10 protein-coding genes are annotated in these 11,259 nt (G+C 47.7%); 5 read left to right on the top strand and 5 right to left on the bottom strand.

Translation table 11 applies throughout. From position 1 onward, the window contains the following. Positions 1–269 precede the first annotated feature (269 nt). Together H6626_14525 and H6626_14520 are read left to right on the top strand one after the other, a co-directional pair. Entirely contained in the window at positions 270–1,514 is a 1,245-nt protein-coding gene (locus H6626_14525) for a glycosyltransferase family 4 protein (protein ID USN47382.1), read from the top strand. A gap of 145 nt (positions 1,515–1,659) precedes the next feature. Further along, positions 1,660–1,944 carry an integration host factor subunit beta gene (locus H6626_14520; protein ID USN47381.1) on the top strand — a complete coding sequence of 95 codons (285 nt, stop codon included), beginning with the start codon at positions 1,660–1,662 and terminating at the stop codon, positions 1,942–1,944. A 56-nt stretch (positions 1,945–2,000) separates the two neighbouring features. On the opposite strand, the gene genX is transcribed toward H6626_14520, so the two are convergent. Next, the gene (genX, locus tag H6626_14515; protein ID USN47380.1) at positions 2,001–3,344 is read right to left on the bottom strand and encodes an EF-P lysine aminoacylase GenX; all 1,344 of its coding nucleotides are present in this window, start codon (positions 3,342–3,344) and stop codon (positions 2,001–2,003) included. 153 nt (positions 3,345–3,497) lie between these two features. On the opposite strand from genX, the gene H6626_14510 reads away from it, so the two are divergent. After that, positions 3,498–3,983: a hypothetical protein gene (locus H6626_14510; protein USN47379.1), complete on the top strand. Its 486-nt coding sequence runs from the start codon at positions 3,498–3,500 to the stop codon at positions 3,981–3,983. 17 nt (positions 3,984–4,000) lie between these two features. Beyond that, positions 4,001–6,871, top strand: coding sequence for an aminomethyl-transferring glycine dehydrogenase (gene gcvP / locus H6626_14505; protein ID USN47378.1), 2,871 nt, complete (start codon positions 4,001–4,003; stop codon positions 6,869–6,871). A 3-nt stretch (positions 6,872–6,874) separates the two neighbouring features. Here gcvP and H6626_14500 read toward each other — a convergent pair whose 3' ends face one another. The 4 genes from H6626_14500 to H6626_14485 all read right to left on the bottom strand — a co-directional run bounded on the left by H6626_14500 (position 6,875) and on the right by H6626_14485 (position 9,914). Continuing rightward, positions 6,875–7,294 (bottom strand): hypothetical protein, encoded by a 420-nt coding sequence (locus H6626_14500; GenBank protein ID USN47377.1) that lies wholly within the window; start codon positions 7,292–7,294, stop codon positions 6,875–6,877. 84 nt (positions 7,295–7,378) lie between these two features. After that, on the bottom strand, positions 7,379–8,227 hold the full coding sequence (locus H6626_14495; protein USN47376.1) for an MTAP family purine nucleoside phosphorylase: 849 nt from the start codon (positions 8,225–8,227) through the stop codon (positions 7,379–7,381). A gap of 2 nt (positions 8,228–8,229) precedes the next feature. Then, on the bottom strand, positions 8,230–9,255 hold the full coding sequence (gene mtnA / locus H6626_14490; protein USN47375.1) for an S-methyl-5-thioribose-1-phosphate isomerase: 1,026 nt from the start codon (positions 9,253–9,255) through the stop codon (positions 8,230–8,232). Continuing rightward, positions 9,252–9,914: a class II aldolase/adducin family protein gene (locus tag H6626_14485; GenBank protein USN47374.1), complete on the bottom strand. Its 663-nt coding sequence runs from the start codon at positions 9,912–9,914 to the stop codon at positions 9,252–9,254. Before H6626_14485 ends, mtnA begins: the two co-directional genes overlap by 4 nt. Before the next feature lie 86 nt (positions 9,915–10,000). Between H6626_14485 and H6626_14480 the strand changes: the two genes are divergently transcribed. Further along, a complete protein-coding gene (locus H6626_14480) occupies positions 10,001–11,020 on the top strand; it encodes a hypothetical protein (protein USN47373.1) in 1,020 nt (339 codons plus the stop codon). Positions 11,021–11,259 lie beyond the last annotated feature (239 nt).

Here is an 11,259-nt window from a genome sequence, read left to right as displayed (position 1 = left end):
ATCAAATCCGCTCCGAAACCGAGATGTTTGCGGGCGGGTCTACCCTTATGGCATATTAGGTCAAGAGCCCCACCCAAGCTCCGGGGTCAAGGAGGGGCCCACCCCGCCGGCCTCCGCATCACGATGTGCATGGCGTATCCGGGTTGCGGCACGCAAGTGACGCAATCCGAAGACGACATGCAGCCACTCGTGTCTGCGGAGGCCAGCGGGGTGGGCCCCTCCTTGACCCCGGAGCTTGGGTGGGGACCCTGATCTGTGAAGTGGAGCCCATGAGTCCTGAGTTAGTAGACCCATTGAATATATGTATTGTGGCTGAGCGGTTTCCCATACTAGGTCGTGCTTCTGACCATGGGTTTTTGTGGCCCATTGCTCGGGGGCTGGCTAGCCGCGGTCATAATGTCACGGTGTTGGCTTGGAAAAATCCTCAGGGAAAGCCTGAAATTCAACAAGACAATGTGCAGGCCTATTTTCTGGGTGAGCCCTATGGCCTAGACCGCAGCGAATTTCCGGAATTGGTGTTAAAAAAGTTTGAGACCTTGCATCGGGAAAAACCTTTTCAGATTGTTCACAGTATCGATAAAAATGGCTACCTCATTGGGCTTAATAAGAAAAACTTCAAAGTCGCTATGGCCTATGACGTTGAGGCCACTGAGATGGCCCAACTGTTTTCTATCTTAGGAATGGCCAGAGATACTGTCAGTAGCCTGCTTCAGACCAGCGTTGCCGTGTTTTACAAGTTCATGACCACCTACTGGAGCTCGGACCGAAAATTGCTTAAAACTGCTGACGGCATTTTTGTGACTAACCCCATGCAAAGAATTATCCTCGAGCGATATTACCTTTACCCTGAGTATCACACTTATCTTGTACCCTATGGCATCGAAATTCGCGATCTCTCCCCCCGAGAAAAATCAAATGAATTGAGGCAAAAACTAAGTATTCCACTCAATGCAAAAGTGGTCGTCACGATTACAGATATGCAAGAGGTGGCTGAAATCAAAAACCTACTTATTGCCTTTGAAAAAGTCGCCGTAAAAAAGCCCTCGGCCCGATTAATTATTGTAGGGTCTGGGCCTAAGTTGAAACAGATTGAATACCAAACTTATATGCTGGCCCTCGGCACCCGCGTGGTGTTTGCCGGTGCGGTTCGCAACAGTGACCTCCCTGATTATATCGCCTTGGCGGACGTGTTTATTAATATCAGCTCACGCACCACAGGCTTTGAACCCAATCTGCTTGAAGCCATGGCCCAACAAAAGGTCATCGTTGGCTCCGAAGTGAGCCCCATCGCCACAATTGTAGAAGACGGAGACGACGGCTTTCTCATTCGACCCGCTGATACGACGGCACTCACTCATTTATTATTACAGATTTTTACCGAGCAACTCCCTGTCGAGAAAATTGGCGAGCATGCTCGAAACAAAGTCCTTGATCTGTTTGATTCTAACAAAATGGTCGATCAAACTCTTGAAGCCTACCGAAATACGCTGAAGAAATCAGGCCACCAACGCTAGGCATTACTGGCCTTAGGTCTCACATCAACCACCCTTCTTGGATGAATTTTATGTTGGGACCAGATTGAACTTGGAATCGGGCCCCTCCAATGTCTATAATATGAGTGGTTTCAATACGTTAGCATACGGCAACGGAGAGGCATCGATGACCAAGGCAGATTTAATCAACTTGATTTCAGAAAAGGCCAATATCACTCGAGTGAAGGCAGAAACTGTTGTGAATACTGTTTTTGATTCGATGGTCGAAGCTCTAATGAAAGATGATCGAATTGAAATTAGAGGTTTTGGTTCATTTGAAAATCGCGAATACTCAGCGCGAAAAGGCCGCAACCCTCGCACAGGCGAAGTGATTGATGTGGATCAAAAGAAAATTCCGTTTTTTCGCCCCGGAAAGGAACTCAAACGAGATGTGGATCAAGGCAACAACTAGCCTGAAAGCGACTTTGGTTGCCCTGCTAAACCGTCAAGCGATCCCCACTTCCACCTTTACTCATCTTTTGGAAATAGCCTCACCTGCTTGAGATCCTGCAAATTTTGGCAAGCTAAGAATAAGCGCTCCAGCCCTATGGCAATTCCACTACTGGGTGGCATTCCTGCATCCAGGGTTTTTAAGAACTCCTCATCAAGAGGTACCTTTGCACGCCCTTTTTCGTAGCGGGTAACGATGTCTTGCTGAAACCGCCGTCGTTGTTCGTCGGGATGATTCAGTTCATGAAAGGCGTTGCCTATTTCTAGACCTCGCCAATAAAATTCGAAGCGATCGGCCCAACCTTCAGCATCTAAGCGCGCCAATGCAGCTTGTTGAGGGGGGAACTTCCGCAGTATAAGTGGTCCATATTGAATAAGCTTTGGCTCGATAAATGACAAAAACAGCAGATGAAACAAATCATTCCAAGTTTCGTCTCCCGCTAAATAAACATCACGCTCCTTGGCCCAAGCTGCCAGTTCATCGTAGGTGGTCTGCGGAGTGAGTCTTTCTCCCAAATGCCGTTTAAAAAGATCAGGGAGCGTGACCACTTCTAGTGGCGAGACTTCGCCCACCACCATAGAATGCTTTCGTAATTCTTCGACAAGGCCCTGGATATGGTTCTGAACAGAGTCAAGACCGACAAAGGCCTCATACCATTCAAGCATTAAGAACTCAGGCTGATGATGAGCCGATATTTCACCATTACGAAAACAACTTTTGATTTCAAAAATGGGATAAAGCCCCTGCCCCAATAACTTTTTCATGTGCAGCTCGGGACTTGTGGGCAAAAACCACTGTTCCCAGCGACGGCCCATTTCAAAAGCGGTTGAAAATGGCTCCAGCTCTGGTTCCATGCCGGGACAAACCACCAGAGTCGGGGTGTTGACTTCTATAAATCCATGCTGCGAAAAGTAGTTTCTTACGGTTTGTAAAAATCTTTGCCACAGTACCAGCCGCTGCGGGTCCACGGACAAAGACATGGGTTGCCTCTGAGCGATGCTCAACAGCACTAATTCAGCCCGCAAATCCCCCTCGTAGATGCACATTCCCTCGACCTTGGTGACTTTAGAGCTGTGCAGTTTTACCGCTACAATATCGCCGCTACGAAGGACCTTACACCACTCCCCGGCACCTGACGCCACCGGCGACAAGTGCTGATTGTGTAGTTTGAGATGATTTCCCCACACATCAGCCAAAATTACCAGGCTGTCGTCGACCCCTTGTACGCGTCCGCCATACCATCTGGGCCCCTCAGGGGGAGTCACTTTCACCGCCAGGGCCAAATCCCGCAAGTCTCGGCAGTTTTCTGGTGCCGAAGGATAAGTGGGCCAATATTCACCTAAATACTTATTGCGATCCATGAGGCGGTTGTTAGCAAACTATTGCCTAATGTCAAATCTCCCTTTAGAAAATCAATCGTAAACTACGAGGTTCGCCACTTGACTTTATTTGGGAATTTCTCGAATCTAGGCCACGACGAAACGTCGTTGATCATGTAAAAAAGGGGTGTAATCGTGACTGCCAAAAATAATTCCAACAAATCCGTGAATTGGTCGAAGATTCTTGATGACTTGCTGTCTATTCGCGATCTGGATGACTTAAAAAAAGAGTTAAGTGAAATAAAAACGGAATTAAAGAAATTCGATATTCAATCTCACCTCACCCCCGGCGCCAACGCACGCCTTAAACAACTTGAAAAAAAGTATGATGAATTGTTGAAAGCCCTACACAAAGCTCAACGTCAGTTTGATCGCGAATTCAACAAGGCGCTTCGTACATTAAAGAAAACAAAAGTGGACGCCACTAAGAAAGCTCAAGAAGTTAAAACCAACGTCAGACAACAACAGCTGAAAATAGAAAAAGCCTTGAGCCACGTGAGCAAGAAAGCGAGCTCCGGAAAAAAGCGGTCGACGCGAAAGAAAGCCACCACGGTAAAAAAGAAGACCACAAAAAAGGCGACCACTACAAAAAAGAAAACAACAAAAAAACAAACTCCCTAAAATTGACGAGGTCAACCATGCCAAATTCTCCTCGCCTCAGCTTTGCTGACCGGCATTTGGGCCCAAGTGTTTCTGATATGGAGCAAATGCTTCAATTCGTAGGAACCGAATCACTTGAGCGACTCATTGAAAATGCAGCGCCCAAATCAATCTTGTCGAAAAATCGTGCTGACCTTGGTCGCGGCTTGAGTGAAGAAGAGTTTTTAAGCCTCGCCCGGTCTGTGGCAAAAAAAAATATTCTGAATAAAAGCTACATTGGAATGGGGTACTATGACTGCTTTACCCCAAAAGTTATTTTAAGAAACATACTTGAAAATCCCGGCTGGTATACAGCCTATACGCCTTATCAAGCTGAAATCTCGCAAGGGCGAATGGAAGCTCTTCTCAATTTTCAAACAATGATCATGGACCTCACGGGAATGGAGATGGCCAACGCGTCGTTACTTGATGAGGGAACCGCCGCCGCCGAGGCCATGAACCTTTGCCTGAACGTGCAACGAAAAGTAGATCAAAAAAGATTCTTCGTCGCCTCTGATTGCCTGCCGCAAACCATCGAAGTGTTGCAAACTCGTGCCGAGCCGCTTGGCATTGAATTGTGTATTGCTCCGCCTGACCAATTCGATTTTTCAATGGGAGGATTTGGCGTATTGCTTCAATACCCCAGCCTGACTGGCGCGGTGGAAAACCCCTCTGCCATTATCGAAAAGGCCCATGCCGCTGGATTAAAAGTCGTAATGGCTGCTGATCTCATGGCTCTTTGTTTGTTGACTCCCCCTGGAGAACTTGGAGCTGATGTGGTTGTGGGCACCAGCCAACGCTTTGGCGTTCCCATGGGTTTTGGCGGCCCCCATGCCGCATTTATGGCGACAAAAGAAGAATTCAAAAGATCCATACCCGGACGCATTATAGGTGTTTCAAAAGATGTCGATGGAAAGCCGGCTTTACGCCTAGCCTTGCAGACTCGCGAACAACATATTCGAAGAGAACGAGCCACAAGTAATATTTGTACAGCACAAGTTCTATTGGCGGTGATGGCGTCCATGTATGCCGTTTATCATGGGCCTGAGGGGCTCAAAGCCATTGCTCAACGCATACACGGCTTGGCCGTGGCCTTTAGCGAAGCCGTTAGAAAACTGGGTTTTGCCGTGAAGCACGCCCAGTTTTTTGACACTGTTTGTGTGAGTACCGATGCAAAAACCACTGAGAAAATTTTGTCGCTGGCTGAGTCTCGAGGAGTCAACCTTGGCCGAGTGGGAGACGACCTTATCATTGCCTTTGATGAGGTGAAAACAGTGGATGACACCCTGGAGGTGATCAATCTGTTTGCCGAAGCCAGCAACAAAGGGACATTGGTCACAAAGCTCACAGCTTCCACAACCTCCCCTGTGGCAAAAGATCTTCAGCGCAGCAGTGCTTTTTTGACCCATCCCACTTTTAACAGCTACCACTCCGAAACAGAAATGCTTCGGTACATTCATCGGTTAGAACAAAAAGACCTGGCGTTGAACAGTGCCATGATTCCGTTGGGTTCGTGCACAATGAAACTCAATGCCACCAGCGAAATGATTCCCGTCACGTGGCCCGAATTTTCCGGAATACACCCGTTTGCTCCATTAAACCAAGCCACGGGATATCTTGAAATGATTCACCAATTGGAACGTTGGCTGTCTGATCTCACCGGCTTTTCTGCCGTGTCTCTGCAACCCAATGCCGGTTCACAGGGTGAGTATGCAGGACTTTTGGTCATTCGAAAATACCTCCATAGCTTAGGGCAAGCTCAAAGAAACGTTTGTTTAATTCCATCATCCGCCCATGGCACAAACCCTGCCAGTGCCGTTATGGCCGGAATGAACGTGGTCGTTGTCGGATGTGACAACGAAGGCAACATTGATATTGCAGACTTAAGGGCCAAGGCCGACAAACACAAAGATCAATTGGCAGCATTGATGGTCACTTATCCGTCGACACATGGAGTGTTTGAAGAGGGCATTAGTGAAATCTGCAAAGTTATTCACGACAACGGTGGACAGGTTTATATGGATGGCGCCAATCTAAACGCTCTGGTCGGGGTGGCAAAGCCTGGCGAATTTGGACCAGATGTGGCTCATTTAAATCTTCATAAAACCTTTTGCATTCCTCACGGGGGTGGCGGCCCTGGAATTGGCCCTATTGGTGTGGCTAAACATCTTGCTGGATTTTTGCCATCACATGATGTGGTCCCGGACTGTGGCCCTGATTCTGGGATTCCTGCTGTATCGGCAGCTCCTTGGGGCAGTGCGAGCATCTTGCCAATATCTTGGGGTTATATTGCAATGATGGGTTGGGAGGGGTTACGCAAAGCCACTCAAGTGGCCGTACTCAATGCCAATTACATCGCCAAGAAACTCGAGCCCCATTTTCCAGTCCTCTATAAAAGTCACAATGGATGGGTGGCCCATGAGTGCATTATCGATTTGAGGCCTTTTAAAGAATCTGCGGGAGTCAGCGTTGATGATGTGGCCAAAAGGCTTATGGATTTTGGTTTTCACGCGCCCACCATGTCTTGGCCTGTGGCCGGCACACTCATGATTGAGCCCACTGAAAGTGAATCCAAAGAAGAAATGGATCGCTTTTGTGATGCCATGATTGCCATTCGGGAAGAAATCAAGGCCATTGAAGAAGGAAAGCTTGAAACTAACGACAACCCATTGGTGAATGCCCCTCATAGTATGGAAATGCTTATGGGTTCTGATTGGCCGCACTCATACTCAAGAGAACAAGCGGCATTTCCACGTCCTTGGGTTAAAGATCATAAGTTTTGGGTTCCCATTCGGCGGGTGGACAATGCCTATGGAGATCGGCATCTCGTGTGCACTTGTCCAAGTATCGACGCTTATAGTGAGTCGTGAGGGCTATCGGCCCTCACAATAAAAAGTATTTTCTGAAGTGAGCGTGTAGTTCTCACCATTTGCTGTGTAGGGGATTAAAAGCTTAAGGTGGGCTGAGGGGCTTGATTCCCGGCTATCAAAGGCGCGGTACAGCGTCATTGAGCCTGTGACTCCGGTGGGCCACTCAAAGTGCCGATAGTAGATATTGTTTCTTGTGACGACGGGCTGTCCGGCCACCCCCTTTATTTCAAGTTCAGAATAGGTGCCGTCTGAGTTAAAAATCTTGATAAAGGTTTTTTTCCAGGCCGGGTCTGCTGAGGCATCCATGGTGATTTCAAGAACCCGATCGGGATTCCAGCATGAATACTCATAGTGCTCTAACGTCCGACCGTATGACGGCAAAACCGAAATGCTTACCAGAATAAACAGCAATTTTTGGATCACGACGTCCCCCCTTTTTTTAAATGGAATGGCCGCAAACTAGTACAATATTTCGCAGCCAGTCAATGGCCATGGTGATTTTTCTGCTCAACTCAAAAGCACGGCCAACCATTCGCGGTGCTTTTCAGGAACCCGCTCAATGGGCGTCATGAGGCCCGTCCGCAGACCCTGGTCGATAATTCCACACTCAGAGACTGTCTCTGCGCTCATCTTCACCACATCTTTGGCCAATAAAAAGGCCTTTCCATTATTGTTTCTCATGATTTCAATCACTTGCGGTAGCGTCACATGGGGAATGGCATCGTCCCAACAGTCGTAGTCCGTCACAAAACAACAGGGTAAATAGGCTAAACCAGCCTCTCTGGCCAAAGCAAACTCAGGGTAGTTTGTCATACCAATAATATCTGCCCCCATTTGTCGGTACATGTTTGATTCCGCCTGGGTCGAAAAATTCGGGCCCTCAATACAAACATAGGTCTTATCAAAATGACTTTCCCAATCTTTATCGCGGGATAACTGTTTCAATTCTTCGACGAGTCGCTGAGGAACAGGCTTTGCCAGTGAGCAATGGATCACTACTCCTTCGCCACCAAAGGTGTGATTTCGAAGACTTTTAGTTCGATCAATGTATTGCGTGGGCACAACCATGTCGCCGGGCTTAAGTTCTTTTTTAAGACTTCCGATGGCAGAAAATGAAAGAATCGCTGTAGCTCCATATTTTTTTAAAGCATAGACATTGGCGCGAAAGTTAATTTCACTGGGCAAAATTTCATGATGAGATCCGTGGCGCGATAAAAACAAACACTCCACGTCTCCCACTTGAACCCGTTTTAAACCCGAAGAGGTTCGTCCAAAGGGAGTTTCTTCGCTTAAATTCTCTATCACTTCAAATCCATCAAATTTTTCAAACCCAGATCCACCAATAATGGCCCACATCACTATTCTCCTTTCAGCTGCGCTAAACGCCCAGACCTAATATCATCTTTTGACAACACACCCTGTTCAAAAATCCATCCCGAAACCAGCTCCGAAGGTGTCACATCAAAAGCAGGATTATACACATTCGACTTTTCCGGAGCCCAGATCACCTCGCCAAACTGACCCTTTACTCCCCTAACTTCTTCAGGGCGCCGAATCTCAATGGGAATTTCCCGACCCGACGGACACTGTAGGTCTACCGTCGTGTAAGGGGCTGCCACATAAAACGGTACACCATGATATTGACAGGCCACAGCCACAGAGTAGGTTCCAATTTTATTCGCAAAATCTCCGTTTGCAGCCACGCGATCAGATCCCACAATGGCTTTACTAATCTTGCCTTCTTTCATCAAACTGGCCGCCATGTTGTCACAAATCAATGTGTATGGGATAGCGAGTTTTTCAAGCTCCCATGTTGTCAGTCGCCCACCTTGAAGGAGGGGACGGGTTTCATCCACATACACATGAATGGATTTTCCCTGACGATGGGCCTGTTGAATGATACCCAATGCTGTGCCCACGCCCGCTGTGGCAAGGCCACCGGTATTACAGTGGGTCAATATTGAATCTCCATCTTCTAGGAGAGTCGCCCCGGCTAAAGCTATTTTCTCACACAATTGTACATCTTCATCAAAAATCGATTCAGCAAGACTTAATATGGAGTCGGCACTGTAGGGTTTCACCGACAACAATCGATCAATGGCCCACATGAGATTCACTGCCGTGGGTCGAGACCGACGCAACTCCTCTGCGGCGTTCAAGAACTGCTCGTTAGACGCGCCCTTATTTGCAAAATCCCCTAATGCTAACGCGGCAGCCACCCCAATCAACGGAGCCCCTCGCACCATCAGTTGCTTAATGGCCGCAACCATATCCTCTGGCGAATTGATGTCCACCCACTGCTCTTCATGAGGCAAAAGCGTTTGATCTATAATGGACAGCTGACCGTCCACTCTTCGAATCGACAGGGCGAATAAATCTCTCATAAAATCTTTGGTCCCATTTTTTTTCTTAAGTCGCGCAAGAAATCCACCTCATCAGCTGGCAACTCAGTGACTCCTCCCATGATTTTAGCCTTCATTAAGATTTCAGCTGAGTGCTCTAATCGCTCCATTCCGATGTATGCTTCATCTAGACTTTCTCCCCAACTCACGGCTCCATGCCGGGCCAGAATCAAAACCCGAGATTGGGGCAAATAAGGGCGCACGCGCAGGGCCATTTCATTTGTACCTGGTCGCGCATAAGGCGCAATAGGGATGCCACCTGTTGCTAAAATCACCTCACTGAGGGCCGTGCAGGGAAGCTCTTCAAGCTTTGGTTCTGCCACTGTCCAAGCAATGGCTGTGGGCGGATGAGCGTGAACTACGGCCTTTGCCTTGGGGCAACGATCGTAGATTTCTAAATGCATGGCCATCTCGGATGAGGGTTTGCCGACGAGAACTTCGCCAGACGGAGTCACCACAGACATATCTTTTGGCTCTATCAAAAATTTTGGTTTCCCGCTGGGAGTTATTAAAATACGAGACTCATCCACTCTGTAGCTGATATTTCCATCGGCTGCCGCCAAGTAGTTTTTTGAATGCAATCGTCGACAAACATTCACTATTTCTTGAGAAATTTTTATCTCATATTCTTTCTGTGCCATAAAATATTGGTCCTATATTGCCCACAAAGGTTGTAACCCTTTGCATTTGTCCTCGCGGGTTGTATAGAGGCTTAGCAGGAATTTTTATGATGAACAATAGACGCACTTACAGTTTTCCAGAGAAATATACCAGCGCCATAGAAACCCAGTTAAATTTATTGGGTTATTCGTTGGCAAAGCCCGCCGCTCTGGCACAACAGGTGAAAAAAGTCTCTGACCTCTATGCTGACCGGCAAGCTCTCTCCACGCTCTGGCTTCATCCCGGACACCAGGCCGCCTATCTTGCCTATTTTTTGCCACTCAACTATCTTCGACTAACTGCCGTGCTCCACGAGGGCCAATCCCTCGGTTTTTTTTCAAATGTAAGCAATACTATTGATTTCGGTTCAGGACCAGGAACGGCTCACCTGGCCTGGCTCGACTCCGGTCAATCCACAGAGCATTGGACGGCTCTTGAACAAGACTCTCGCCCGGTGGAGTTTCATAAAGCCCTACTCCATCATTTCAATCTCAGAGAACCTCGCATCAATCCCGATGAAGTTCTGGCATCCCCAAATACTCTTGGGCTTTTTTCTTACTCACTTAATGAAATTGATCACCTCCCTGAGTGGACCGAACACTGCAGTCAGTTACTCTTTGTTGAGCCCTCAACGAAACAACAAAGCCGTGCATTAATGAAACTTCGCCAAGATTACATAGATAGGGGCTGGTTCATCTGGGCCCCGTGCACCCATCTCCAGCACTGCCCGCTTTTGATTCACTCAAAAGAAGACTGGTGCCACGACCGAATTTTTGTGGAACTCCCCACGTGGTACAAAGACCTTGAAAAACACCTTCCTCTACAAAATAAAACCCTGACATTTTCTTACCTCATGGTGAGCCGCCAACCCATCAAACACCCAGACGACGTCGCTCGCGTGATTGGCGATACACTTTTTGAGAAGGGCAAAACCCGACAGGCCATTTGTCGCAATAATGAAAGAGAATACTTGGGGTGGCTCAAACGCGATGGAGAGGCTCCGCAAATCCCCCGAGGAAGTTTGATTCCTGTTGCACCTCACCTAGAAAAAAAAGGAAACGAAATCAGAGGCCTCACGCTCATCTGATAGTGCCGTTTTTTGTAACGTCATCGGTAATTTTACTCCATTGCATATTATTCTCGACACGACTGGCCAATGCCACACTCACAGAAATAACGTCAAATTTAATGTTGAATCTATAATCGGTACCATTGTGCTCAACACCGTTGAGAAGGCCAGTCGACAAATCCCTAGTAATGATCGCAACTTCGAGGCTTTCATTAGACCTGTGGATGCACAGCCTTTTCAGCCTTTATCTGAAGAGG

The sequence above is a fragment of the Pseudobdellovibrionaceae bacterium genome (assembly GCA_023898385.1).
GTDB lineage: Bacteria > Bdellovibrionota > Bdellovibrionia > Bdellovibrionales > UBA1609.
The sequence above is the reverse complement of the archived record's forward strand: the minus strand, read 5'-3'. Positions and strand labels throughout refer to the sequence as shown.

Bases quoted from the DNA above. Each gene is read 5' to 3' on its own strand.
- H6626_14525 (USN47382.1), top strand. From the start codon at position 270: ATGAGTCCTGAGTTAGTAGACCCATTGAATATATGTATTGTGGCTGAG.
- H6626_14520 (USN47381.1), top strand. From the start codon at position 1,660: ATGACCAAGGCAGATTTAATCAACTTGATTTCAGAAAAGGCCAATATC.
- genX (USN47380.1), bottom strand. From the start codon at position 3,344: ATGGATCGCAATAAGTATTTAGGTGAATATTGGCCCACTTATCCTTCG.
- gcvP (USN47378.1), top strand. From the start codon at position 4,001: ATGCCAAATTCTCCTCGCCTCAGCTTTGCTGACCGGCATTTGGGCCCA.
- H6626_14495 (USN47376.1), bottom strand. From the start codon at position 8,227: ATGTGGGCCATTATTGGTGGATCTGGGTTTGAAAAATTTGATGGATTT.
- mtnA (USN47375.1), bottom strand. From the start codon at position 9,255: ATGAGAGATTTATTCGCCCTGTCGATTCGAAGAGTGGACGGTCAGCTG.
- H6626_14485 (USN47374.1), bottom strand. From the start codon at position 9,914: ATGGCACAGAAAGAATATGAGATAAAAATTTCTCAAGAAATAGTGAAT.
- H6626_14480 (USN47373.1), top strand. From the start codon at position 10,001: ATGATGAACAATAGACGCACTTACAGTTTTCCAGAGAAATATACCAGC.